25 protein-coding genes are annotated in these 25,078 nt (G+C 63.9%); 15 read left to right on the forward strand and 10 right to left on the reverse strand.

Annotation, left to right across the window (positions count from 1 at the left end):
* The first annotated feature begins 12 nt into the window (after nt 1–12).
* The 3 genes from DES43_RS16105 to DES43_RS16115 all read left to right on the forward strand — a co-directional run bounded on the left by DES43_RS16105 (nt 13) and on the right by DES43_RS16115 (nt 2,963).
* Nucleotides 13–900: a DMT family transporter gene (locus DES43_RS16105; protein ID WP_035030906.1), complete on the forward strand. Its 888-nt coding sequence runs from the start codon at nt 13–15 to the stop codon at nt 898–900.
* A gap of 64 nt (nt 901–964) precedes the next feature.
* Nucleotides 965–1,984 carry a LacI family DNA-binding transcriptional regulator gene (locus tag DES43_RS16110; RefSeq protein ID WP_133675812.1) on the forward strand — a complete coding sequence of 340 codons (1,020 nt, stop codon included), beginning with the start codon at nt 965–967 and terminating at the stop codon, nt 1,982–1,984.
* Nucleotides 1,985–1,988: 4 nt separating this feature from the next.
* The gene (locus DES43_RS16115) at nt 1,989–2,963 is read left to right on the forward strand and encodes a 2-hydroxyacid dehydrogenase (RefSeq protein ID WP_035030909.1); all 975 of its coding nucleotides are present in this window, start codon (nt 1,989–1,991) and stop codon (nt 2,961–2,963) included.
* Nucleotides 2,964–2,968: 5 nt separating this feature from the next.
* Here DES43_RS16115 and DES43_RS16120 read toward each other — a convergent pair whose 3' ends face one another.
* Nucleotides 2,969–3,742 carry a gamma-glutamyl-gamma-aminobutyrate hydrolase family protein gene (locus DES43_RS16120; protein WP_035031067.1) on the reverse strand — a complete coding sequence of 258 codons (774 nt, stop codon included), beginning with the start codon at nt 3,740–3,742 and terminating at the stop codon, nt 2,969–2,971.
* 272 nt (nt 3,743–4,014) lie between these two features.
* On the opposite strand from DES43_RS16120, the gene DES43_RS16125 reads away from it, so the two are divergent.
* On the forward strand, nt 4,015–6,327 hold the full coding sequence (locus tag DES43_RS16125) for a putative bifunctional diguanylate cyclase/phosphodiesterase (RefSeq protein ID WP_051520735.1): 2,313 nt from the start codon (nt 4,015–4,017) through the stop codon (nt 6,325–6,327).
* A 338-nt stretch (nt 6,328–6,665) separates the two neighbouring features.
* Entirely contained in the window at nt 6,666–7,439 is a 774-nt protein-coding gene (locus DES43_RS16130; RefSeq protein WP_084496586.1) for an N-acyl amino acid synthase FeeM domain-containing protein, read from the forward strand.
* 12 nt (nt 7,440–7,451) lie between these two features.
* Here the strand turns inward: DES43_RS16130 and hrcA are convergent, their stop codons facing one another.
* Entirely contained in the window at nt 7,452–8,543 is a 1,092-nt protein-coding gene (hrcA, locus tag DES43_RS16135; protein ID WP_035030915.1) for a heat-inducible transcriptional repressor HrcA, read from the reverse strand.
* Between the two features lie 126 nt (nt 8,544–8,669).
* Between hrcA and rph the strand changes: the two genes are divergently transcribed.
* The 7 genes from rph to DES43_RS16170 all read left to right on the forward strand — a co-directional run bounded on the left by rph (nt 8,670) and on the right by DES43_RS16170 (nt 13,483).
* Entirely contained in the window at nt 8,670–9,386 is a 717-nt protein-coding gene (gene rph / locus DES43_RS16140) for a ribonuclease PH (protein WP_035030917.1), read from the forward strand.
* 13 nt (nt 9,387–9,399) lie between these two features.
* Nucleotides 9,400–9,828, forward strand: coding sequence for a VOC family protein (locus DES43_RS16145; RefSeq protein WP_035030920.1), 429 nt, complete (start codon nt 9,400–9,402; stop codon nt 9,826–9,828).
* Complete coding sequence (rdgB, locus tag DES43_RS16150) at nt 9,828–10,472, forward strand: RdgB/HAM1 family non-canonical purine NTP pyrophosphatase (RefSeq protein WP_035030923.1); 645 nt, start codon at nt 9,828–9,830, stop codon at nt 10,470–10,472. Before DES43_RS16145 ends, rdgB begins: the two co-directional genes overlap by 1 nt.
* Nucleotides 10,469–11,626: a radical SAM family heme chaperone HemW gene (hemW, locus tag DES43_RS16155; protein ID WP_133675808.1), complete on the forward strand. Its 1,158-nt coding sequence runs from the start codon at nt 10,469–10,471 to the stop codon at nt 11,624–11,626. Before rdgB ends, hemW begins: the two co-directional genes overlap by 4 nt.
* A gap of 104 nt (nt 11,627–11,730) precedes the next feature.
* Complete coding sequence (locus DES43_RS16160; RefSeq protein ID WP_035031073.1) at nt 11,731–12,165, forward strand: EamA family transporter; 435 nt, start codon at nt 11,731–11,733, stop codon at nt 12,163–12,165.
* A gap of 42 nt (nt 12,166–12,207) precedes the next feature.
* Nucleotides 12,208–13,119, forward strand: coding sequence for a 16S rRNA (cytidine(1402)-2'-O)-methyltransferase (gene rsmI / locus DES43_RS16165; protein ID WP_035030929.1), 912 nt, complete (start codon nt 12,208–12,210; stop codon nt 13,117–13,119).
* The gene (locus DES43_RS16170) at nt 13,112–13,483 is read left to right on the forward strand and encodes a YraN family protein (RefSeq protein WP_035030932.1); all 372 of its coding nucleotides are present in this window, start codon (nt 13,112–13,114) and stop codon (nt 13,481–13,483) included. Before rsmI ends, DES43_RS16170 begins: the two co-directional genes overlap by 8 nt.
* 8 nt (nt 13,484–13,491) lie before the next feature.
* On the opposite strand, the gene DES43_RS16175 is transcribed toward DES43_RS16170, so the two are convergent.
* Both DES43_RS16175 and DES43_RS16180 read right to left on the reverse strand, forming a co-directional pair.
* The gene (locus DES43_RS16175) at nt 13,492–13,770 is read right to left on the reverse strand and encodes an acylphosphatase (RefSeq protein WP_035030935.1); all 279 of its coding nucleotides are present in this window, start codon (nt 13,768–13,770) and stop codon (nt 13,492–13,494) included.
* Nucleotides 13,767–15,158, reverse strand: a complete 1,392-nt coding sequence (locus tag DES43_RS16180) for a cytochrome P450 (RefSeq protein WP_035030938.1) — start codon at nt 15,156–15,158, stop codon at nt 13,767–13,769. Before DES43_RS16180 ends, DES43_RS16175 begins: the two co-directional genes overlap by 4 nt.
* 184 nt (nt 15,159–15,342) lie before the next feature.
* On the opposite strand from DES43_RS16180, the gene DES43_RS16185 reads away from it, so the two are divergent.
* Entirely contained in the window at nt 15,343–15,927 is a 585-nt protein-coding gene (locus DES43_RS16185) for an NADPH-dependent FMN reductase (protein ID WP_035030941.1), read from the forward strand.
* Nucleotides 15,928–16,122: 195 nt separating this feature from the next.
* Complete coding sequence (gene gyrB / locus DES43_RS16190; RefSeq protein ID WP_035030945.1) at nt 16,123–18,600, forward strand: DNA topoisomerase (ATP-hydrolyzing) subunit B; 2,478 nt, start codon at nt 16,123–16,125, stop codon at nt 18,598–18,600.
* Between the two features lie 95 nt (nt 18,601–18,695).
* Here gyrB and DES43_RS16195 read toward each other — a convergent pair whose 3' ends face one another.
* Entirely contained in the window at nt 18,696–19,463 is a 768-nt protein-coding gene (locus DES43_RS16195; RefSeq protein WP_035030948.1) for a transporter substrate-binding domain-containing protein, read from the reverse strand.
* A 29-nt stretch (nt 19,464–19,492) separates the two neighbouring features.
* The gene (gene efp, locus DES43_RS16200; RefSeq protein ID WP_035030951.1) at nt 19,493–20,059 is read right to left on the reverse strand and encodes an elongation factor P; all 567 of its coding nucleotides are present in this window, start codon (nt 20,057–20,059) and stop codon (nt 19,493–19,495) included.
* Nucleotides 20,060–20,183: 124 nt separating this feature from the next.
* Between efp and epmA the strand changes: the two genes are divergently transcribed.
* Nucleotides 20,184–21,239: an EF-P lysine aminoacylase EpmA gene (gene epmA, locus DES43_RS16205; RefSeq protein ID WP_035030954.1), complete on the forward strand. Its 1,056-nt coding sequence runs from the start codon at nt 20,184–20,186 to the stop codon at nt 21,237–21,239.
* Between the two features lie 183 nt (nt 21,240–21,422).
* Here epmA and DES43_RS16210 read toward each other — a convergent pair whose 3' ends face one another.
* Genes DES43_RS16210 through DES43_RS16225 form a run of 4 tightly spaced genes read right to left on the reverse strand, consistent with a single transcriptional unit; the run spans nt 21,423 to nt 25,075 of the window.
* Nucleotides 21,423–22,823: an NAD(P)(+) transhydrogenase (Re/Si-specific) subunit beta gene (locus tag DES43_RS16210; protein WP_035030956.1), complete on the reverse strand. Its 1,401-nt coding sequence runs from the start codon at nt 22,821–22,823 to the stop codon at nt 21,423–21,425.
* 1 nt (nt 22,824) lies between these two features.
* The gene (locus tag DES43_RS16215) at nt 22,825–23,373 is read right to left on the reverse strand and encodes a hypothetical protein (RefSeq protein ID WP_035030959.1); all 549 of its coding nucleotides are present in this window, start codon (nt 23,371–23,373) and stop codon (nt 22,825–22,827) included.
* Nucleotides 23,370–23,783 (reverse strand): NAD(P) transhydrogenase subunit alpha part 2, encoded by a 414-nt coding sequence (locus DES43_RS16220; protein ID WP_035030961.1) that lies wholly within the window; start codon nt 23,781–23,783, stop codon nt 23,370–23,372. The genes DES43_RS16215 and DES43_RS16220 overlap by 4 nt, the downstream gene beginning before the upstream one ends.
* Nucleotides 23,783–25,075, reverse strand: coding sequence for a Re/Si-specific NAD(P)(+) transhydrogenase subunit alpha (locus DES43_RS16225; protein WP_035030964.1), 1,293 nt, complete (start codon nt 25,073–25,075; stop codon nt 23,783–23,785). Before DES43_RS16225 ends, DES43_RS16220 begins: the two co-directional genes overlap by 1 nt.
* Nucleotides 25,076–25,078 lie beyond the last annotated feature (3 nt).

Below are 25,078 nucleotides of genomic sequence, written 5' to 3' on the forward strand. Positions count from 1 at the left end.
GCTATCCTCTACATGGGCGCCGCCTATGTCCTGTTCACCTTTCTCGACTCGTCGAGCAAATACCTGGTGCTTGCCGGCATTGCGCCGATGTTCATCGCATGGATGCGCTTTGCAGGCCATGTCGTGCTCGTTGCCGGCCTGTTCAGAAGCTGGCGCGATCCTTCGCGCTTCCGCGCCGCAAGCCTGACCGCCCATGTCGTACGCGGGGCCTTGCTGTCGGGCTCCACCATCTTCAACATACTTGCGCTGCGCTACCTGCAACTGGCCGAGACGACCTCGATCTATTTCTTCGGGCCCATGGTCATCGCGGCGCTTGCCGGACCTTTGTTGGGCGAATGGGCGGGCTGGCGGCGCTGGCTGGCCATCCTTGCCGGTTTCGCCGGTGTTCTGGTCATCACCCGGCCGGGGGTGGGGGTGTTCGGCATCGGCCATGTGTTCGCCCTCTGTTCGATGTTGTCGAACTCGATCTATGTGATCATGACCCGGCGCATGTCGGCCACCGAAACCCCGGAAAGCCTGATCTTCTATTCAGCCCTTGCACCGATGATCCTGCTGACGCCGGCGCTGTTCTACATAGGATGGCCATCGCCGGGCTCTCCCTTTCAGTGGTTCATCCTGCTGTTGCTTGGCCTGTTCGGCGGTCTCGGCCACTGGTGTCTGATCCAGGCCTACCGACAGGCGACCACCACGGCGCTCGCGCCCTATCCCTATATGCAGATGGTGTGGATGATCCTTGCCGGATGGCTGATCTTCGGCCAGCTTCCCGACGGCTGGACCCTTGTCGGAGCCGCGATCATCGTGGCAAGCGGCCTCTATATAGTGCACCGGGAGCACCGGTTGCGCGTGCGGAACCGGGCGATTCCCGACGCCGAAGCCGAGGCCGTGGCGAAAAAGCTTTGACTTGGCCGGCAACGATGGCATAAGCCGCATTTAAAAAATTTAAATGATGCGGGGAGCAGTAGCGCTGGCTCAGAAGGTCAAGCTTTCCACGATCGCTGATGCGCTTGGCGTGTCGACGGCAACGGTGTCGCTCGCACTTCGCGACAGTCCGCTGGTGGCCGGATCGACCCGTGAACGCATCAAGGAACATGCGCGCGAGATCGGCTATATCTACAATAGGCGCGCGGCGTCGCTGCGCACCTCCCGCTCGGGCATCGTGGGCGTCGTCGTCCACGACATCATGAATCCGTTCTATGCGGAAATCCTGCGCTCCATCGAACATGAGCTGGATCGTTCGCGCCAGACCTTCCTGCTGTCCAATCACTACGACAAGCTCGACAAGCAGCGCACCTTCATCGACACGCTGCTGCAACTCGGCGCCGACGGCGTGATCATGTCTCCCGCCATCGATACGCCTGCAAGCGACATCCGCATGGCCGAGGATAACGGCCTGCCGGCGGTTCTGATCGCCCGCGATGTCGAGGGCGCGCATGTGCCGGTGTTCCGCGGCGACGACGCCTATGGCACCGCGCTCGCCACCAACCATCTGATCTCGCTCGGCCACCGGCGCATCGCCATGGTCGGCGGCACGGACCAGACTTCGACAGGGCGCGACCGCTATCAGGGCTATCTGCGCGCCATGCGGGAGGCCGGGCTCGAAGTCCAGCCTTCATGGCGCATAGCCGGCCCGCGCACCAAGCAGGGGGGCTTCGAGGCGGCGAACCAGTTGCTGGCGCTGAAGGACAAGCCGACTGCCGCCTGCTGCTGGAACGACCTCGTCGCCATCGGTCTCATGAACGGCATTGCACGTGCGGGGCTGACGCCCGGCGTGGACATTTCCGTGACCGGCTACGACGATCTGGAGGAAGCGGCCATCGCAACGCCCGCCCTCACCACCGTCTGGAACGGCCAGCGCGAGGTCGGCCGGCGCGCGGCCAGCGCGCTGCTCGACAAGCTCAACGGTCAGACCGTCGGCCAGACCCAGGAACTGATCAGGCCGGAACTGCATGTGCGCCAGTCGACCGGCCGTCCCGTGGAGCGTTAAGTTCATGACCGCAGCCGCCGCGCCTGTAACCGTTCTCGTTTCGGGACAGGTGCACGACCACGTCGTGAAGCGCATCGCAGATGCATTCCGGCTGATCCACATCGACCGCCCCGACCCGTCATTGCTGTCGCCGCAGGACATTGCGGCCGTGCGCGGAATTTCGGCCTTCGGTGGTATCGATGCGGCTTTCATCGATGCGTTTCCCAATCTGGAAATCATCGCCAATTTCGGTGTCGGATACGATTCGGTGGATGCCGTTCATGCCGGCGCCAGGGGCATCATGGTCACCAACACGCCGGATGTGCTGACGGAGGAAGTGGCGGATTTCACGGTTGGCCTTCTGCTGGCGACCCTGCGTGAGATCCCGAAGGCCGAGGCATGGCTCCGGCAGGAGAAATGGACAAAGGAAGGCACCTATCGGCTGAGCCCGCTCAGCCTGCGCGGCCGGCGCATCGGCATCTTCGGGCTCGGACGAATCGGACTCGCGGTGGCGAAGCGGCTGGAGGCTTTCGGCGTTTCCATCGCCTATCACAATCGCAGGCCGGTCGAGGGTGTCTCCTACGCCTATTTCGCGACGCTCAGGGACCTCGTCGAGGCCGTCGATACGCTGGTGTCGATTGCACCGGGTGGAGCAGCAACCGAAAAGGCGATCAACGACGACATTCTGAAGGCGCTGGGACCGGAAGGCGTCCTTGTCAATACGGGGCGTGGCAGCACGGTCGATGAGGATGCCCTGGCGGCCGCGCTCTGCGACGGCACGATAGCCGCCGCCGGTCTCGATGTGTTCGCCGACGAGCCGAATGTGCCGCAGGCTCTGCTCGATGCGCCTAACACCCTGCTTCTGCCGCACATCGCTTCGGCGTCCGTGGTCACGCGCAGGGCCATGGCCGATCTGTGCGTCGACAATCTCGTTTCATGGTTTGCCGGGCGCGAGGCACTGACGCCGGTGCCGGAAACGGCGCATGTGAAGGCGAGGTAGCGGGCCTATTCGGCCGCCGCCCGGGCGGCCAGCCTGGCCGCCGCGTGCTGGCGTGCGGCATCGCCGAAAGCCCTGAACACCTTCTGCGACACGCTGTCGGACTTCACCCAGTATTCGGGATGCCATTGCACGCCGACTGCGAAGGCCCGCGCATCCTTCACCGAAACGGCTTCCACCGTCCCGTCCTCGGCCACGGCCTCGATCTGGAGCTTCGGCGCCAGCCGCCCGGCCGCCTGCCTGTGTACGGAGTTAACCGCGATGTCGCCGGCACCGAGCACGCCGGCAAGGCAGGAGCCGGGTTTGATCGTCACCTTTTGCCGGATGGCGAAACGTTCGTCCTGATCGTCGCTCACCGGAGCGCGGTGATCCAGCATGCCCTCACGCTCATGGATTTCGCTGGCAAGCGTGCCGCCAAGCGCCACGTTGAGTTCCTGAATGCCGCGGCAGATCGCAAGCAGCGGCACGCCGCGCTCGATCGCCTTGCGGATAAGCGGCAGGGTGGTGGAGTCGCGGGCTTCATCGTAGGGCCCGTTGGCCTCGCCGGAATCGCCCCCGTAGAGCGCGGGATGAACGTTGGTTTTCGAGCCGGTCAGCATCACGCCGTCGACAGCCGACAGCAATGCATCGAGGTCGAGGCGCTCTCCAAACGAAGGCACCATGACGGGAAGCGCGCCGGCCCCTGCCACAACCGCCTCCAGATATTGCTGGGGCGTTGCGTGCCAGGTGTAGTTTTCAAACTGTCTGACATCTGTCGAGACGGCGATCAGAGGCTGCGTCATCATGGGGAACCCGGTACCTGCCTGGAAATCGGTCTCTCCGGAAATAGGAGCTTTGCAGCGCATTTACCATGGCCACCATCGACCTGTGAAGGAGACCAGCTTCAGATCAGGCCCGAATGCTATTGCGCTTGACGCTACGATGGATGCATCCTGCCGCAGGGTGATTTGGAATGGGATACAAGAACGACATTGTGCGCGATTGTCGGTTTCTGCCTTCTAAAAGTTTTTTTAATGCGATTGTGCCATTACTTCCGCATGGATGAGTGCCGGATGTGACCGCGATCAAGCGAAAAGAGCTGCCTGACGACGTCTACATTCCGTTCGTGGAGACGCTGTTCCGCGACGGCTTCACTCTCGCTATCGGTATCTCCGCCCAGACGGCTCTCATGTGTCTGGTCTGGGCAAAGTCCGGCAATCATTCCTATCTGATCCTGGCGGCCGTTCTGGTCATGGTGGGCGTCGTGCGCGTCCTCAACATGCGCCGCTTCTCGGCTCTGCCGCCCGTCGAAACGCGCCAGGAAGCGCGGCGGCGCGAAAACCGCTACATCGTCTACGGCGCGATGCACGGGCTTGTGCTGGGCACCTTCTGTCTGGTCGCCATCTATACCGCGCAGGACGCTTTCTCCGAGATTGCCGCCGTCTGTATCGTTCTTGCCACCGCAACCGGCATTGCTGGCCGCAACTACGGCTCGCCGAGGATGGTCAATATCCTCATCCTGACGCTGGCCTGCCCGATGGCGCTGGGCTTCATCCTGCGCGGCGATTTCTACCATGTGACGCTGGGCTTTCTGTCGGTGCCCTTCCTGCTCGCCATCCACCGCTATGCCGACACGGTGCGCGACGTGCTGTTCACCGCCATATCGGCGGAAAAGCTCGCCAACAGGCTGGCGCAACGCTTCAACAGGGCGCTCAACACGATGCCGCACGGGCTCATCATGCTCGATCCGGACGGCAAGGTTGTCGTCGCCAATGCCGAAGCGGCCCGCCTGCTGTCGATCCATTCGCCCGACGATCTGCTCGGGCGCTCGGTCCATTCGCTGCTGATGCGCGGCGTGGTGGGCGGCATGCTGACACGCAAGGACTGCCAGTTCATCGAGACGCAATTGACGAGGGCGCTGCGCGAGGGCCGGGACCGCAAGGTCCTTGTCGGTTTTTCCAATGGCCAGCACTATGAGTTCTCCGCGCGTGAAGGCAGTCAGGAACTCGGCGTCATCACCTTCGAGGACGTGACCGCGCGTGTCGAGGCGGAAGAGCGCATCCGGTTCATGGCCCGTTACGACAGCCTCACCGGCCTGCTCAACCGCGCCTACTTTCACGAACTGGTCGAGGAAAGCATGGCTTCCGGCGACCAGAGCCGCTATTGCGCCATCGCCACCATCGACCTCGACGACTTCAAGAGCGTCAACGATACGGTCGGCCATCCGGTCGGCGACGGCCTGATCTATGCGGTTGCGGAGCGGCTTGCTGTCTTTTCCGCCCCCGGCATCAAGATCAGCCGCTTCGGCGGTGACGAGTTCATGGTGTTCTTCGACCGGGTGGAAAGCGAGAGCCACCTCGCCCGGATGCTGGACGACATCTTCGCCGGGCTGAAGGGCGAGGTGGATGTCGCGGGCCATGTGCTGCGCGTTCAGGTAAGTGCCGGTGCCGTTCTGGCCCGTGTCGAGACGAGCGATGTCGACGAGATGATCGTCAAGGCCGATCTGGCGCTTTACAAGGCAAAGGAACTTGGCAAGAACGGCTGGCAATTGTTCGAATCGTCGATGGACGATGCCTTCCGCGACCGGCAGAGGATGAAGGCCGATCTGCGCAGCGCGGTGGAAGCGGCCACACTGCGAGTCGTTTACCAGCCGATCGTGGCCATGGCGACGATGCGCATTTCCGGCTGCGAGGCGCTCTGCCGCTGGGATCATCCCGAACTCGGCCCGATTTCGCCCGGCGTTTTCATTCCGCTGGCGGAAGAGATGGGTATCATCTCGCAGATCAGCACCTTCATGCTGAATGCAGCCTGTGCCGAATGCTCCAGATGGCCGGAGCACACCAATGTCTCGGTCAATCTGTCGGCCAAGGACTTCCGCAACCGGGACGTGGTCCAGAAGGTCCGCGACGCGCTCGCGGCGTCCGGGCTGTCCCCGCACCGTCTCGAAGTCGAGGTGACGGAAACGGCGTTGCTCGACGACAAGTCGGAAACGCGCCAGATCCTGCACGATCTCAAGGCGCTCGGCGTGCACATCGCCCTCGACGACTTTGGCACCGGCTATTCGAGCCTCAGCTATCTGCACAAGCTGCCGCTGGACAAGGTCAAGATCGATCGCTCCTTCCTGTCGGACCTGACCGAGAGTTCGCGCTCACTGGAACTGCTCAAGGGTATCGTGGCGCTGTCGCGTTCACTGGGCCTGATCGTGACCATCGAGGGCGTCGAGACCTTCGAGCAGCTTCGCCTCCTGTCGCGACAGGTCGAACCGGAACTCGTCCAGGGTTTTCTGTTCGGCGCTGCCCTCAGCGCATCCGGCATCGAAACCATGTCCACCGCGCGCTGGCCCTTCGCGCATGAAGAGATCGTGGCCTCCGGCACAAGCCGCAGCTAGAGCATTTTGCAGTCGGACGGAATCGGCTGACGCCGCATAAATGCGGCCCGCAAAAGAAGCCGGAACGGTGTTGTGATAGCGACATCGCAGGGAACCGGACCGAGATCCGCTGCCTGATCCGTTCCGGCGCAATGCGCTGCCCATGCTTCCGTTCTTTTCCCGATTGTCCGGAGAGCCGTCGGCGGGTTGATCGCTTCGGCTTGGCCTCATGCTCTTGCGAGCGTGAAAACCATTTTGTTAAGGTTAATTTTGGGTAAAGACGAATTTCTTTAATTAAAACTTTACAGATGTGCTTCAACGCTTACCGTGCGTGACGCGGCCTGACAGAGGGTAAGCCGATGGTGACCCGGCAATTGAAGCTGGATGCAGATGCTGAACAGCTAAAGCCGGGCCTGTCCGGTTCGAGCTTTTCGAACAAGGTTTTCGAGCTGCTTGACCGGTCCGAGTATCGCCGGTGCGACAAGGGCGAGGATCTCGAGGACATCTACCGGCTGCGCTACAAGGCCTACCGGTTCAACGACATGGTGCCGGACGTAGACACGCACACGATCAGCGATGCGCTGGACGAGGCGCCCAACGTCTATCGCTTCGGCGTCTATGTGGACCAGCATCTGGTTTCCACCATGCGCATCCATCACGTTACGCTGGAAACGCCGGTGTCGCCGTCGGTGCAGGCTTTCGGCGATATCGTAATGCCGATGCTGGAGGCTGGCGATACATTCGTGTGCATGAGCCGCCTGGCGTCCGATCCGGAATGGACGCGCGTCTATCCGCAACTGGTCTACGTGACGCTGCGGCTGGCGGGCATGGCCTGCGAGTATTTCAAGGCGCCCTACGGTCTTTCGACGGTGCGCGAGGATCACGCCGGTTTCTACAAACGCATCTATTATTCGGAACAGATCAGCGAGGCCCGCTCTTATCCGGGCGTGTTCAACAAGGTCATGCTGTTCCGCACGAATGCGGTGGCAAACCGCGAGCGCTTCTATGCGCGCTTCCCCTTCTTCCGTTCGACGGAGTGGGAGCGCCGGCTCTTGTTTGCCAAGGTCGATGCCGGCGAATTGCAGCCGCTGACGATATTGCCAAGCGCCAGATATCTGAGTGATGCGGCCTGACAGCGACCCGGTTCAGCGCAGCATGCGCGAGACGAGCTGGGCGGTGTAATCGACCATGGGCACGATGCGGGCATAGTTGAGCCGTGTCGGGCCGATGACGCCGAGTGCGCCGACCACACGCGCTTCCGCATCGCGGTAGGGGGCGACGACCAGCGACGAACCGGACAGCGAGAACAGCTTGTTCTCCGAGCCGATGAAGATGCGCACGCCCGGACCTTCCTCGGCGAGGTCGAGCAGTTGCAGCAGCCCGTCCTGCGTCTCCAGATCGTCGAACAGGTTCTTCAGCAGCTCCATGTCCGCCTGCGCGGTGATGTTTTCCAGAAGATTCGCCCGCCCGCGCACGATCAGGCGCGCCGGCAGGTCGCTCTCGGTTCCCGCCCACACCGCCAGTCCCTTTTCCACCAGAGCCTGCGACAGCGAGTCGAGGGCCGCCCGCGTTTCTTCCTTGATGCGCGAGATTTCCGTCCGCGCCTCGGCCAGCGTCCGCCCGCGTATATGGGCGTTCAGAAAATTGGACGCCTCGTGCAGTTGCGAGACGGTGACGCCGGCCGGCAGGTCGATGATGCGGTTTTCGACATCGCCGTTCTGCGAGACCAGCACTGTCAGCGCCTTGGTGGGCTCGAGCTGGATGAACTCGATATGCTTGAGCGAAGCCTCGCTCTTGGTCGCCAGCACCAGCCCCGCGCCGCGCGACATGCCCGACAGCAACTGGCTGGCCTCGGTCAGCATGTGTTCGAGCGAGGTCTCGTTGCCCGAAGCCTTGATCTGTGCCTCGATGCTGCGCCGCTCCTCGTCGCCAAGGTCGCCGATCTCCATGAAGGCATCGACGAAGAAGCGCAGGCCCGCCTGAGTGGGCAATCGTCCCGCCGAGACATGCGGCGCATAGATGAGCCCCAGATGCTCCAGATCGCTCATCACGTTACGGATGGTGGCAGGCGACAATGTCGACGGCAGGATGCGCGACAGGCTGCGCGAACCGACCGGCTCGCCGTCCCTGAGATAGGAATCGACGATGCGGCGGAAAATCTCGCGTGAGCGCGTATCGAGCGATTGCCATTGGGAGGCAGGAAGGGGCGGTGTCGGCGCGGAACTGTGCTTTGTCATCTCGAACCTCCGATACAAGGATATAGACGCACCTGACGCCAGTGCAAGCGGCCCGTTTTCCTTTGCGCATCGGGCCGCGTAGGGCTACAAGCCGCTCACAATCAGCACAGCATCAGAGAGACCGACATGCGCCCCTCCAAACGCCAGCCAGACGAAATGCGCGCCATCTCCTTCGAGCGCGGCTTTTCCAAGCACGCCGAGGGTTCCTGCCTCGTCAAATTCGGTGACACCCATGTCCTGTGCACCGCAAGTCTTGAGGAAAAGGTGCCGGGCTGGATGCGCAATTCCGGCAAGGGCTGGGTAACGGCCGAGTACGGCATGCTGCCGCGTTCGACCGGCGAGCGCATGCGCCGTGAGGCTGCCGCCGGCAAGCAGGGCGGGCGCACGCAGGAAATCCAGCGTCTCATCGGACGTTCGCTCCGTGCTGTTGTCGACATGCAGGCGCTGGGTGAGCAGCAGATTACCATCGACTGCGACGTGCTCCAGGCCGACGGCGGCACGCGCACGGCCTCGATCACCGGTGCGTGGATCGCGCTGCATGACTGCCTGCGCTGGATGGAGGCGCGCCAGATGGTAAATGTGCAGCGTGTCCTGAAGGATCATGTCGCCGCCATCTCGTGCGGCATCCATGATGGCGTTCCGGTCATCGACCTCGATTATCTGGAGGATTCCGCAGCCGGCACCGATGCCAATTTCGTCATGACCGGCAAGGGCGGCATCGTCGAGATCCAGGGCACGGCCGAGGGCGAGCCTTTTTCCGACGCGCAGTTCGCCGAGCTGATGGGCCTTGCCCGCAATGGCATCGCGCGGCTGGTCGAGTTGCAGAAGCTGGCCGTCGCCTGAGAGCCCGGATGTCATGAAACCCGCCGCCGTCCTTGAATCCGCGCTCTACGTCACCGATCTCGAAGCAGCCGAAGCTTTCTACGGCGATGTGCTGGGTCTGGAACGGATTGCGAAGGTCGAGGGGCGGCATGTGTTCTTCCGCTGCGGGCAGGGCGTGGTGCTCCTGTTCGATGCCGGGGCGACGATGCAGCCGCCCGCGCCCGATGCGCGGCTGCCGGTGCCGCCGCACGGGACCGTGGGGCAGGGACATCTGTGCTTTGCCGCCAGCGCCGATGAAATCGACGCATGGAAGAGCCGGCTGGAAGCGGCGGGCGTTGCCATCGAAGCCGATTTCGCGTGGCCGCCCCGTTCTGGTGAAACGAGCGGCGGCCGCTCCATCTATATCCGCGATCCTTCCGGCAATTCGCTGGAATTCGCCGAACCGCGTATCTGGGGCCTGTAATGCATCCTTTGGACAAGAAGATCGTCGTCGCCAGCCACAATGAAGGCAAGCTGCGCGAATTCGCGGACCTGATGGCGCCCTTCGGCTTCGAGGCGAAGTCGGCGCGCGAGTTCGGCCTGCCGGAACCCGATGAAACCGGCACAACCTTCGAGGAAAACGCCTATATCAAGGCTTTCGCGGCAGCGAAGGCCACTGGCCTGCCCGCCCTTTCCGACGATTCCGGCCTGTGCATCGACGCGCTGGGCGGCGATCCGGGCGTCTACACCGCCAACTGGGCCGAAACGCCGGATGGCAAGCGCGATTTCGGCATGGCCATGGAAAAGGCCGAGGCCGCCATGCAGAAGGCGGGCGCGGTGGAGCCTGCGCAGCGCACCGGCCGTTTCGTTGCCGTGATCTGTCTGGCTTTTCCCGATGGCGAGGCGGAGTATTATCGCGGCGAGATCGAGGGCCATCTGGTGTGGCCGCCGCGCGGCGAACTCGGTTTCGGCTACGACCCGGTGTTCCTGCCGGACGGCTATGACGGGACCTTCGGCGAGATGACCGCCGAGCAGAAGCACGGCTGGAAGCCAGGCGCGCCCGACGCTCTGTCGCACCGCGCCCGCGCCTTCCAGAAATTCGCCCGGGCAAGATTGGGAGTGTCGTGACGCTGGACCGTTCTCCCGGTTTCGGAGTCTATCTCCACTGGCCGTTCTGCGCGGCCAAATGCCCTTACTGCGACTTCAACAGCCATGTGCGCCATCACAGGATAGATCAGGAGCGCTTCGTGCGCGCTTTCGCCGCCGAAATGGCATCGATGCGCGCGCGCACCGGCCCGCGAGAGGTGACGTCGATCTTCATTGGCGGCGGCACGCCTTCGCTGATGGAGCCGGCAACCGTAGACGCAATATTGGGAGAGGTGGCCCGCAACTGGACGGTTCCCGCCGGCATCGAGGTGACGCTGGAAGCCAATCCGTCCTCGGTCGAGGCGGAGCGCTTCCGCGGCTATCGTGCCGCCGGCGTCAACCGCGTCTCGCTGGGCGTTCAGGCGCTCAACGACGCCGACCTGCGCTTTCTCGGCCGCCTGCACGATGTTTCGGAAGCGCTGCATGCGATCAGGCTGGCGCGCGAGATCTTTCCGCGCCTGTCCTTCGACCTCATCTATGCCCGCCCCGGCCAGACACCGGAAGCATGGGAGGCGGAACTGAACGAGGCCATCGGCCATGCCGCCGATCATCTGTCGCTGTATCAGTTGACCATCGAGGAAGGCACCGCCTTCCACAAGCTTTATGCGGCCCGCAAATTCGAGATGCCGGTTCCCGATCTTGCCGCCGATCTCTACCAGCTCACGCAGGACGTCACCGCCGCGCGCGGCCTGCCGGCCTATGAAGTTTCGAACCACGCGCGCCCCGGCGCGGAGAGCCGCCACAATCTGGTCTACTGGCGCTATGGCGAATATGTCGGCATCGGTCCGGGCGCGCATGGCCGCTTCGTGGAAGATGGCACCCGCGTCGTCACCATTGCCGAACGGCACCCGGAGACATGGGCGGACCTGGTGGAGCGGCAGGGACACGGCATCGTCGATGGCGAGCGGCTGACCCGCGAGGAGGAAGCCGACGAATTCCTCATGATGGGGTTGCGTCTGGTCGAGGGCATCGATCTTGCCCGTTTCGAAGCCTTGTCCGGGCGCACGCTACCGCGCCGACAACTGTCCATCTTGCAGGAGGAAGGGCTTGTCGCGCCGGTCGGAAATTCGGGCCTGCGGGCCACGCCCTCAGGAATGATCGTGCTGAATTCTCTTGTGGCCGAACTGGCGCGTTAGATCGTCGCGCATCCATACGCCACTTTTCGGTCCGATGCTCTGACGGCTTTTCTTTCGCCTGCCGCCGTTCCAGTATGGCGACCCACAATCTGGCGGTGCATGGCATGAGCCTTTCCCTTTCATCATGGCAGTTCTGGGCGCTGCTTTCCGCTGCCTTTGCCGCGCTCACGGCGATCTTCGCCAAGGTGGGCGTGGAAAACGTCAATTCCGACTTCGCCACCCTGATCCGCACCGCCGTTATCCTGCTGGTCATCGCGGCAATCGTCATGGCGACCGGGCAAGGGCAGCCGCTCGGCTCCATTTCCGGCAGCACCTATATATTTCTCGCGCTGTCGGGTCTGGCGACGGGCGCATCGTGGCTATGCTATTTTCGCGCGCTGAAGCTCGGACAGGCCGCGCAGGTAGCGCCCATCGACAAGCTGAGCGTCGTTCTGGTGGCCGTGTTCGGCGTGATCTTTCTGGGCGAGCGTCTGTCCGCCGCCAACTGGCTCGGCGTCACGCTCATCGCGGCTGGCGCGGTGCTGGTGGCATGGCGCTGAACGGGTTTTGCAACGGCCAGTGATCCGTGCCACAGGAGCGTGATGGAAAAACACGCGGACGAACAGCACAAACGCTCATTCCTGATCGGGCAGGCCGAATTTCCTGCCCGGCCGCTGGGGCCCGCGCTCTATCTGGTGGCGACGCCGATCGGCAATCTGGGCGACATCACCGTCCGCGCGCTGGAAACGCTGGCCGCCGCCGACGTTCTGGCCTGCGAGGACACGCGGGTGTCGCGCGTTTTGCTGGAGCGCTACGGCATCCGCCGCCGCACCACCGCCTATCACGAGCACAATGCCGCCGAGGCCGGTCCGCGACTGATCGCGGCGCTGGAGGAGGGCAGGAGCGTCGCGCTGATTTCCGATGCCGGCACGCCGCTGGTCTCCGATCCCGGCTATCGGCTGGTCGGCGAGGCGCTGGAACGCGGCTTGCGCGTCGTGCCCATACCGGGACCGTCGGCCGCACTTGCGGCGCTCACCGTCTCCGGCCTGCCTTCGGATGCCTTCCTGTTCGCGGGTTTCCTGCCGGTGAAGGCCGGACAGAGGCGCGCCCGGCTGGAGCAGTGGCAGGCGGTGCCGGCCACGCTGATCTTCTTCGAATCGCCGCGCCGCGTGGCGGACACGCTTGACGCGATGGCGCAGGTGCTGGGGGCAGGGCGACGGGCCGCCGTGTGCCGTGAACTGACCAAGACTTTCGAGGAAGCCCGCCACGGCAGCTTGCAGGAACTGGCGGCGCATTACGCTTCTGCCGACACGCCGAAGGGCGAAGTCGTCATCTGCGTCGGCCCGCCTGCGGATGACAATGCGGCGCCTGCCGATGTGGACGCGCTGCTGGTCGGCCTCGCGGCCGAAATGCCGGCCTCGAAGGCTGCGGCCGAGGCGGCGCGCATGACCGGGCAGCCCAAGCAGGAGCTTTACCGGCGCTTGCTCACGTTGAAGGAAGGTTCCGGTGGCTGACGCCGCAACCCGCCGCCGCAAAGCCTACCGGCACGGCCATCGCAGCGAGTGGCTGGCCGCTGTGGCGCTGATGGCGAAAGGGTTCCGCATACTGGAGCGCCGCTATCGCACCCGGCTTGGCGAGATCGACCTGATTGCCCGGCGCGGCGATCTGGTGCTGATCGTCGAGGTCAAGGCGCGGCGCTCGCTGGTCGAGGCGATGGAGGCCATCGCGCGCCAGTCCGAGCGCCGCATCGAGGCCGCCGCCGATATCTGGCTGTCGCGCCAGCCGGATTATGGCCGGTTTTCCGTGCGCTTCGACATGGTGGCCGTGCTGCCCTGGCGCTGGCCTGTGCATGTGGAGAACGTGTTCTACGGACGGTAAACGGGCTTTCAGCGCAGGATGCGGAAGTTGACCGGCACTTCCTGTACACAAGGTGACAGAATCTCCACATCGCTGACCACAGCGCCTCTCGGGCCCAGATGGAGCCTCTCCAGCATTTCGGCGACGGCTTTGTCCGCACCGCTGAGCAGCGCCTTGACGGAGCCGTCCGGTTCGTTGCGAACCCAGCCGAAAAGGCCGAGCCGTTCGGCCTCTTCCTGTGTCCAGTAGCGAAAGCCGACGCCCTGCACGCGGCCCCGAACACGCACCGTCACCGTACGGGCGCTCATCGGCGGCTCACCCGCATCGGCAGGCCACCCTGCGGTTGCGTGGTCAGCTTCTGCACCGGCCATGGCCTGGTTTCGCTGACGGTCTCGAAACGGAAGCGCGACAGAAGCACAGCCAGCGCGATGATCGCCTCCTGCATGGCGAAGCTGGCGCCGATGCAAACGCGCGGGCCGGCGCCGAACGGCAGATACTGGTAGCGGTCGATGCGGTCGCGGTTTTCGGGGTGGAAGCGTTCGGGCATGAAGGCGTCCGGCGCTTCCCAGAGCTTGCGGTGGCGATGCACCGTCCACGGCATCACCAGCACCTGTGCGCCCTTGCGCAGTTCGAGATCCTTGTAGTGGTCGGTTTCGACCGGCTCGCGGTTGATGGAGGGGGCCGGGGGGTAAAGCCGCAGCGCTTCCTCGAAGGCGGCGCGCGTCAGCGGCATGGCGTCCAGCCATTTCACCGGATCGGGTTCTCGCGCCAGAACCGCGTCGATCTCCTGCTCGATCCGCTCGCGCTCCCATGGCGCTTCGGCGAGGCAATAGAGCGTCCAGCCCAGCGCCCGCGCCGTGGTCTCGTGGCCGGCGCCGATGAAGGTGATGATGTTGTCCTCGATCTCGGCGCGGGTCAGCCCGTCGGGACCTTCGGCGCGCAGGAGAAGGGTGAGGAAATCGTTCGGCACCGTGTCGCCCTCGCGATCCCCGCCGCCGGCCATGCGCGCGCGCCGCAAGGCCATGGTGTCGGCCACGATCTGGCGGAAAAAGGACATGGTGCGGCGGCCGCGGATGCGGGTGAGGCGCGGCAGCCAGTCCGGCGCGCGCAAAAGGTCGAGCGGATCGACACGGCCCATGGTCTCGAACAGGCGGTCGATCTGCCGGGCGAAGCTGCCCGGTTCGCCGGCGATCTCGCCGGAGAACAGCGTCTCGGCCAGTATCTCGTAGGTGAGCATCGTCATGTCGTGGGCGATGTCGAATGTTCCGCCTTGTTCGTAGCGCTCCACGAAGGCGTTCGTGCAGGCCAGCATGGGCGCAGCAAAGCCGAATATGTGGCGCGGGGTGAACACCGGCGCCATGGCCTTGCGCGAGCGCTTCCACACCGCCCCTTCGGCCGTCAGCAGCCCGTCGCGCAGGATCGGCCGCAGCACCTTCTGGCGCACGGTGGCCATCTTGTAGTTCTTTGCATTGTCCACCAGCACGTGGCGGATGAGACCGGGATCGTTGGCGATGACGAGCGGCCCGCCGATGCCGCTGATCGAGATCCACGGCTCGTTGTAGGAAGGCTCGCCCCACAGTTCGAGCGGGTTACGATAGACGATGCGCATCATTTCCAGCGTGGAAGGCGGGCTGGTGCGCGGCTTCGGGGCCGGGGGCACGAAGGGGGCGGGGGCTGCTTCCGTCACGGTGGCCATGGCCTGTATCTAGGTTCATGGCAGGCAAGCGTCTACCGGGATTCCTCATCGTGTCTGAAACGTGAACGCACTGTCACCGTCAAAAACCATGGCTTTGAGAAAAATCTTCTCTTGCCGGAGACGGATAAAAGTCCCATCTGGGCGCAGTCACTTTTGGTGACCGACATCACAGGGATTTCCGACATTGACGTATAGACTCAACATCATCGTGGGCAGCACCCGGCCGGGCCGCGTGGGGCCGATCTTCGCCAGGTGGTTCGCCGACTTCGCCCGCGAGCACGGCAAGTTCGAGCCGGTTCTGGTCGACATCGCCGAATTCGACCTGCCGCTTTTCGACGAGCCGAAGCATCCGCGCCTCGGCCAGTATGAAAATGCCCATACAAAGCGCTGGTCGCAGACTATCGCCGAAGGCGACGCCTTCGTCTTCGTGACGCCGGAGTATAATTATTTCATCCCCGCGCCGCTGGTGAACGCCATTACCTATCTGTCGACGGAATGGAACTACAAGCCGGCCGGCTTCCTCTCCTATGGCGGTGTTTCCGGCGGCCTGCGCGCCGTGGAATCGGCCAAGCCGCTGCTCAACACGGTGAAGGTGGTGCCAATCCCGGAAGGCGTGCCGGTGCCGGGCTATCCGCAGCTTCTTGTCGATGGCGAGTTCAGGCCGAACGAGCTGATCACCACCGGAGCGACCACCATGCTGGACGAACTCCACCGCTGGACCGGCGCGCTCAAGGCGCTTCGTCCCGAGGCTGCGGTGGCCGCTGCCTGAGCGGCTGGTCGGCACAGATCTGCCCTTTTTGAACGGCTCCGCCGGAGGACATCCGGCGGAGCCGTTTTTCAGTGGCAAACTCCTTGGAAAACTTGGAAAAATGGCCTGAAACGCCTATATCTGGTGGATCGGCGGGCGTTCGATTCGCGACGTTCTTGAGCGCTCGCCTCCGCGACAGAGAGACGAAAGTATTTCATGAGCGATACGACCGACAACCAGGCCGGCGCACAGGCCGAGTACGGTGCCGATTCCATCAAGGTTTTGAAGGGGTTGGATGCCGTGCGCAAGCGGCCGGGCATGTATATCGGCGACACCGACGACGGTTCTGGCCTGCACCACATGGTCTACGAGGTGGTGGACAACGCCATCGACGAGGCGCTGGCCGGACATGCCGATCTTGTTTCGGTCACGCTTAATCCGGACGGTTCCTGCACGGTGGCCGACAATGGACGCGGCATTCCCACCGACCTCCACCCTTCAGAGGGGGTTTCCGCCGCCGAAGTGATCATGACCCAGCTTCACGCGGGCGGAAAGTTCGACCAGAATTCCTACAAGGTTTCCGGTGGTCTCCACGGCGTCGGCGTGTCGGTGGTCAACGCCCTGTCGGTGTGGCTGAAGCTCAGCATTCGCCGCAACGGCAAGGTGCACGAACTGAAGTTCTCGCACGGCGTGGCGGATGCGCCGCTTGCCGTCACCGGCGACTATGTGGTCGACAATCAGCCCGGCACCTATGAGGGGCGCAGCGGAACCGCGGTGACCTTCCTGCCTTCCCCGGACACTTTCAAAGGCGTCACCGAATTCGACTATGGCACGCTGGAGCACAGGCTGCGCGAGCTTGCATTCCTGAATTCGGGCGTGCGCATCATCCTGACCGACAATCGCCATGCCGATGTCAGGCGTCAGGAACTGCATTATGACGGCGGGCTGGAAGAGTTCGTCAAATATCTCGACCGGGCCAAGAAGCCGCTCATCGACAAGCCGATCGCCATCCGCAGCGAGCGCGACGGGATCACGGTCGAGGTGGCGATGTGGTGGAACGACAGCTACCATGAGAATGTGCTGTGCTTCACCAACAACATTCCACAGCGCGATGGCGGTACCCATCTGGCGGGTTTCCGTGGCGCACTGACACGCCAGGTTACCGGCTATGCCGAAAGCTCCGGCATTTCCAAGAAGGAAAAGGTATCGCTGACCGGCGACGATTGCCGCGAGGGCCTGACGGCCGTGCTCTCGGTAAAGGTTCCGGACCCCAAATTCTCCTCGCAGACCAAGGACAAGCTGGTGTCCTCGGAAGTGCGACCGGTGGTCGAAAGCCTTGTCAACGAGGCGCTCGGCACCTGGCTGGAGGAGCATCCGTCGGAAGCGAAGACGCTGATCGGCAAGGTGGTCGAGGCCGCTGCCGCGCGCGAGGCCGCGCGCAAGGCGCGCGAACTGACGCGCCGCAAGGGCGTGCTCGACATCACCTCGCTGCCCGGCAAGCTGGCTGACTGTCAGGAACGCGATCCGGCCAAGTCCGAGCTCTTCATCGTCGAGGGTGACTCGGCTGGCGGCTCCGCCAAGGGCGGGCGCGACCGCAAGAACCAGGCGATCCTGCCGCTGCGAGGCAAGATCCTCAATGTCGAGCGCGCACGCTTCGATCGCATGCTGTCGTCCGACATGATCGGCACGCTGATCACGGCGCTCGGCACCTCGATCGGCAAGGACGAGTTTAACCCGGACAAGCTGCGCTACCACAAGATCATCATCATGACGGATGCCGACGTCGACGGCGCCCATATCCGCACGCTGCTGCTCACCTTCTTCTTCCGCCAGATGCCGGAACTGATCGAGCGCGGCCACCTCTACATCGCCCAGCCCCCGCTCTATAAGGTCACGCGCGGCAAGAGCTCGCAATATCTCAAGGACGAGGCGGCCTTCGAGGATTACCTCATCGGCACCGGTCTCGAGGACGCTTCGCTGACGCTGGGCTCGGGCGAGGTCCGAACCGGGCAGGACCTGCGCGCCGCAGTGGAGGATGCGCTGTCGGCGCGCCAGCTTCTGAACGGGCTGCACACGCGCTACAGCCATGCCGTGGTGGAACAGGCGACCATCGCCGGGGGCCTCAATCCTTCGATCTTCGACGACCTCGGCAAGGCCAATGACATGGCCGGGCGGATCGCCGAGCGGCTGGACATGATCTCCGAGGAAACCGAGCGGGGCTGGAAAGGCTCCATCTCGCGCTCCAACGAGGGACCGGGCGGCTACATGTTCGAGCGCACCGTGCGCGGCGTGCGCGAGGCGGTGCATCTCGATATGGGACTGATCAATTCGGCCGACGCGCGCCAGCTCGACCGTCTCGCGCCTCGCCTCGGGGAAGTCTACGGCAAGCAGCCCGTTCTGCGCCGCAAGGAAGGCACCCAGACAATCTCGGGGCCGCTGGCGCTGCTCGATGCCGTATTCGCCATCGGCCGCAAGGGGTTGACCATGCAGCGCTACAAGGGGCTGGGCGAAATGAATGCCGAGCAGCTTTGGGAAACCACGCTTGACCCCAATGCGCGCTCGCTGCTTCAGGTCAAGGTCAACGATGCCTCCAGCGCCGACGAGCTTTTCGCGCGCCTGATGGGCGACGAGGTAGAGCCGCGCCGCGAGTTCATTCAGGACAACGCGCTGAGTGTTGCCAATCTCGACATCTGATCGGGAAAAATGTTTTGCAAAAAGCCGCGCCGGAGTGCTTTTCCGGCGCGGCTTTTCGTTCTGGTTTCAGAATCGGTAAGCCGTCGGGGGGTATTTCAGGGTCTGAGGCGCAGGGTCTCGAAATATGTGCGTTCGATCTTCCTGAAGGTGCCGTCCGCGACGATTTCGTCGATAAGCCTGTCGATGGCCTCTCCAAGCGGGTCGTTGCCTTTGGCGACCGCAATGCCCATCTCGGTGCCGAGCGCCGGATCGGTGATGTTCGGGCCGATCTGCTCATAGGCATCCATCCCGCCGTTCCGCTCCATCCATGGGAACATGGCGACGGACTCGGCGAAGACTGCATCCAGCCGGCCGTTCTGGAAATCGAGAAACATGTCGTCGCTCGACGAGTAGGCGTGGATGGAGATCGCGGTGCCGAAACGTTCCCGCAGCCAGTGCTCGTGCGTGGTGGATGCCTGCACGCCGATGGCGCGGCCTTCGAGGCTCCCGGGCGTGAATTGCAGGCCGCTGCCCTTCTGCGCGACCATCAGGCCGTAGGAGAAGTAATAGGGCTTTGAAAACCGCACCTGCTGGTGCCGCTCAGGCGTCATGGTCACCGACGACATCAGGACGTCGAACTTGCCGGCTTGCAGGGCCGGTATCAGCCCGTCCCATTGCACGACGATCCATTCGCACCGCCGTTGCAGGCGTTTGCACAGCTCTTCGCCGAAATCGATGTCGAAGCCGTGCACCTTTCCATCGGAGCCGACGGCATTGAAAGGCGCATATGCGCCTTCTACACCCATGCGCAGGGGCGGATCGTCCGCGCGCGCCGCACCTCCTGCGAGCAGGATGGACAAAGCGGCGAAAAGCGCGGTCTTCATTGGGCCGTCCCGTAATGGCTGGGGCGTTTTCAGTCCTTGGCGCGTTCCACGTAGGAACCGTCGGCGGTCATCACCACGATGCGGGTGCCGACGGTGATGTGCGGCGGCACGGCCGTCTTGACGCCGTTGGACAGGATCGCCGGCTTGTAGGATGAGGATGCGGTCTGGCCCTTGGTGGTCGGCTCGGTCTCCACCACCTCGTAGATGGCGCGCTGCGGCAGTTCCAGCGCGATGCCCACGCCCTCGTGCACCGACAGCGTCACCGACATGCCTTCCTGCAGGTAGGGCGCGCTGTCGCCCACCACGTCCTCGGACACGGCGATCTGGTCGTAGCTTTCCGGATTCATGAAGTGGAAGCCTTCGCCGTCCGCGTAGAGGAAGGTGTGCTCGCGGTCCTCGACGTGCGCGCGCTCGACCTGCTCGGTGGTGCGGTAGCGCTCGGAGACCTTCACGCCGTCGGAAATGCGGCGCATGTCGAGCTGGGTGACGGGCGTGCCCTTGCCGGGATGGATGTTCTCGGCGGAAAGGATCACGTAGAGCTTGCCGTCCTTGTCGACGACGTTGCCTTTACGGAGGGAACTGGCAATTACCTTCACAAGTCTGCTTCCTGAAAATCGTGTTGCGGCCAAACGGCTGTGGCAGCCATAGGGGGCGCTTTACCCTATAAGTACGCCAATCGCCAGCCGGTTCAAAAACATCAGTTCAAAGACGACCCGAAAAATGACCCTTGAAGCTTCGCCCTGGTGGACGCCGCACGTCCATGCCGACCGCCGTCCGCGCCTGCTGCTGCGCAATCGCATTGCCAGCGCGATCCGCGATTTGTTTGCCGCACATGACTTCGTGGAGGTCGATGCGGCGGCTCTCCAGATCTCACCCGGCAACGAAACCCATCTGTCGGCCTTTGCAACCGCCGAAATAAAGCTGGATGGAAGCACGCAGCCATTCTATCTGCATACGTCGCCGGAGTTCGCCTGCAAGAAGCTGCTGGCTGCGGGTGAGCAGCGCATCTTTTCCATGGGGCCGGTATACCGCAACCGCGAACGTTCGGCCCTGCACCACCCCGAATTCACCATGCTCGAGTGGTATCGGGTCGGCGAGGCTTATGAACGTCTGATGGAGGATTGCGCCGCATTGCTGGCGCTGGCGGCCGACCGGGCTGGCGTGCGGACATTCTCCTTCCGCGACCGCACGGCCGATCCTTATGCCGAGCCGGAGCGTGTCAGCGTCGCGGAGGCGTTCCGTCGCCACGCCGGCATCGACCTTCTGGCGACGGCCGCGCAAGACGGCAGCACCGACCGCGACGCGCTGCATGCGGCGCTGGTCCAGGCTGGCCTTCGCACCGCGCCGGACGATACATGGTCCGACCTCTACAGCCGGGTGATGGTGGAATGCGTTGAGCCGCAACTGGGGCAGGGGCGGGCCACGGTGTTGTGCGAATACCCGATCGTCGAGGCGGCACTTGCCCGCCCCGCGCCGCACGATCCGCGCGTGGCCGAGCGCTTCGAGCTTTATTGCTGCGGCGTCGAACTCGCCAACGGCTTCGGTGAGCTGACCGATCCGGTCGAGCAGCGCAAGCGCTTCGAGGCCGACATGGACGAGAAGGAGCGCATCTATGGCGAGCGCTATCCGATCGACGAGGAGTTTCTGGCGGCGCTCGCCATCATGCCGGACGCCAGCGGCATTGCACTTGGCTTCGACCGTCTGGTGATGCTGGCGGCGGGTGCCAACCGCATCGAGGACGTGATCTGGACGCCGGTGGCCGGCCGCTGGGGCTGATGCCAACGGGAGCGATTCCAGCAAAAGCACGAAGCGGCTTTGCGTTCGGAATTGCGTAAAAAAAAAGTTCAGAGCGTTTCTGCGGTTCGAGGAGACGCGGAAAGGCTCGGGCAAGCCGCTCCACAAAAGAAAACGGCCCTGAAGCGATTCCGGGCCGTTTCGTTTCAGCGGGGAAAGGGTGGATCAGTGATCCATTGCCTTGACGATTTCCTCGGTCATTTTCTTGGCGTCGCCGAGCAGCATCATGGTTCCGTCCTTGTAGAACAAGGTGTTGTCGATGCCGGCATAGCCGGAGCCGAGCGAGCGCTTGACGAACAGGCAGGTGCGCGCCTTGTCGACGTCGAGGATCGGCATGCCGTAGATCGGCGAGGACTTGTCGTCGCGGGCCGAGGGGTTGGTGACGTCGTTGGCGCCGATGACATAGGCGACGTCGGCCTGCGCGAACTCCGAGTTGATGTCCTCGAGCTCGAACACCTCGTCGTAAGGCACGTTGGCCTCGGCCAGCAGCACGTTCATGTGGCCGGGCATGCGGCCGGCGACCGGGTGGATGGCGTACTTGACCTCGACCCCGTTGGCCTTGAGCTTGTCGGCCATCTCGCGAACGGCGTGCTGGGCCTGTGCCACCGCCATGCCGTAGCCGGGCACGATGATGACCTTCTGGGCATTCATCATCAGGTAGGCGGCGTCGTCGGCCGAGCCTTGCTTGACGGTACGCTCGATGCCGTCGTCGCCGCCTGCGGAAGCCGCCTCGCCGCCGAAGCCGCCGAGGATGACCGAGATGAAGGAGCGGTTCATGCCCTTGCACATGATGTAGGACAGGATGGCGCCCGAGGAACCCACCAGAGCACCGGTGATGATCAGTGCCAGATTGCCGAGGGTGAAGCCCAGTGCCGCCGCTGCCCAGCCCGAATAGGAATTGAGCATCGACACCACCACCGGCATGTCGGCGCCGCCGATCGGGATGATCAGCAGCACGCCCAGCACCAGCGACAGGGCCACGATCAGCCAGAACACGGTGGTCGACTGAGTGGTGACCAGCATGACGATCAGCACCACCAGGCCAACGCCCAGCACGATGTTGATGAGGTGGCGTGCCGGCAGCATGATCGGCTTGCCGGACATGCGCCCATCGAGCTTGAGGAAGGCGATGACCGAGCCGGTGAAGGTGATGGCGCCGATGGCGACGCCAAGGCTCATCTCGACCAGCGCCTGGCCGTGGATGGCGCCGATGGTGCCGATGCCGAAGCTCTCCGGCGCATGGATGGCGGCGGCCGCGACCATCACCGCGGCGAGGCCGACGAGCGAGTGGAAGGCGGCGACCAGCTGCGGCATCGAGGTCATGGCGATGCGCCGCGCCACCACCGCGCCGACGCCGCCGCCGATGGCGAGGCCGAGCAGGATCAGCACCAGCCCGCCGGCCGACGGCGTTGCCAGCGCGAGCGTGGTGAGGATGGCGATGCCCATGCCCACCATGCCGTAGATGTTGCCCTGGCGGCTGGTGGTCGGATGCGACAGGCCCCTTAGCGCCAGGATGAACAGAATGCCGGAGACCAGATAGAGGAACGAAGCGAGGTTGACGGACATGCTACTCTATGGCCTCCATCGTACCGCCGGAGAATTCGACGGCTGCAAATTCGGGGTAGACCTGACGCAGGATAGCCACCTGCTGCAGGTCGTTGACGCGGACGAGGTACCATTGGCCTTCGTCCAGCAGGGCCAGCGTTTCCGATTTCGCCCGCATCCTGCCGGTGGCTTCGGAATTCATCACCGTCTCGGTCGGGATCAGGGCATAGGGTTCGCCGTCGGCAAGCTCGGCCTGCTTCAGCGCGTCCATGTCCATGCCGAATTCTTCCAGTTCGACGGCGGCGAGGGCGGCCTCCATCTGCTGCACCACAACGGTGCGCAGAGCCTCGACCTCAAGGCCGGCCTGCTTTGCAATGAACGCCATCACGCGCGGCGGAATGGTGTTGGCGACCTTGTCGTAATCCTCGTCGCGCATGGCCTTGTCGAAGGCCGCGACGGTCTGCTGCAGCTTCTCCTTCTCCTCCCCGCTCAGCGGACGCGCGCCGGCCGGTGCGGCAAGAATGGAAAGGGCGGCAAGGACAGGCAGGAAGGGCTTGAGAAGCGCTCTCATCGTCCGTCCTTCTTCTTGTACATGGCCAGCATGCGCTGGGTGACGAGGAAGCCGCCGAAGATGTTGACGGCAGCCAGCACCAGCGCCACGAAGCCGAAGCCGGTGGCAAGGCCGGCAGCCGAGATGCCAACGGCCAGCAGCGCGCCGACCACGATCACCGAGGAGATGGCGTTGGTAACCGCCATCAACGGCGTGTGCAGCGCCGGCGTCACCGACCACACCACATAGTAGCCGACGAAGATCGCCAGCACGAAGATGGCGAAACGGAACACGAAGGGATCGACCATGCCGCCCGACAACGCGTGGGCGGCATCGCCGGCGGCACCGGAAGTGGCCAGATCCTGTACCGCCATGCGCACCGCGGCGCTGGCCTGGTCGAGCTGGTCGAGGGCTTTCTGCAGAGTTTCCATCACGCGTTCTCCCCACCGGTCTTTCTGGAGGATGTGGCCGTCGACGGCTTTCTGGCCGCTTTAGGCGCAGCAGGTTTTTTCGCAGCCGCGCTTTTTGCTTTCGCCGCTGCCGGAACCCTGGCCTTCGCGGCTTCCTTCGCGGGCGCTGCCTCCTCCGCCTTGCCGGCAAAGTTCGGGTGCACGATCTTGCCGGTGTCGGTCAGCATGGTGGCTTTCACCAGCTCGTCCTCGCGGTTGATCGCAACCTGCCTGCTCTCCTTGTCGATCATCGTCTCGAGGAAAGCATAGAGGTTCCTGGCGTAGAGCAGCGAGGCCGAAGCCGCCACGCGGCCGGGCACGTTGAGATGGCCGACGATCTTCACGCCATTGGCGGTGGTCACGATCTTGCCCGCCTCGGCGCCTTCGACGTTGCCGCCACGCTCCACAGCCAGATCGACGATCACCGAGCCGGGCTTCATGCTGGCCACCACATCCGCCGCGATCAGGCGGGGGGCGGGGCGCCCGGGGATCAGCGCCGTGGTGATGACGATGTCCTGCTTGGCGATATGCTCGGCCGTCAGCGCGGCCTGCTTCGCCTGATATTCTTTGGACATCTCCTTGGCGTAGCCGCCCGCCGTCTCGGCCGCCTTGAACTCCTCGTCCTCAACGGCGAGGAACTTCGCGCCCAGCGACTGGACCTGCTCCTTCACGGCGGGGCGCACGTCGGTGGCCGTCACCACCGCGCCCAGACGCCGTGCCGTGGCGATCGCCTGAAGTCCTGCCACTCCGACGCCCATCACAAACACCTTCGCCGCCGGCACGGTGCCTGCCGCCGTCATCATCATCGGCAGCGCCCGGTCGTATTCGGCCGCCGCGTCGATCACCGCCTGGTAGCCGGCAAGGTTGGCCTGGCTCGACAGCACGTCCATCACCTGCGCGCGGGTGATGCGCGGCATGAACTCCATCGCAAACGCGGTCACCCCCGCACGCGCCATGGCTGCGACGGAAGCCTCGTTGCCGTAAGGGTCCATGGTGGCCAGAACCGCCGCACCCGCCTTGTAGCCCTTCAGCTCCGCGTCTGTGGGGCGCCGAACTTTCAGCACCACATCTGCCCTGGCGGCGTCGGAAGCCTTGCCGATTTTGGCGCCGGCTTTCGAAAACTCATCGTCGACGATGCGCGATGCCAAACCGGCACCGGCCTCGACGATAACGTCGAAGCCAAGGCCGACAAGTCGCTTTACGCTGTCTGCCGAAGCCGCAACGCGAGCTTCGTTGGCTTCAACCTCGCGAGGTATGAAGATGATCTGTCCCACCGC

The sequence above is a fragment of the Aquamicrobium defluvii genome (assembly GCF_004363725.1).
Lineage (GTDB): Bacteria > Pseudomonadota > Alphaproteobacteria > Rhizobiales > Rhizobiaceae > Mesorhizobium > Mesorhizobium defluvii.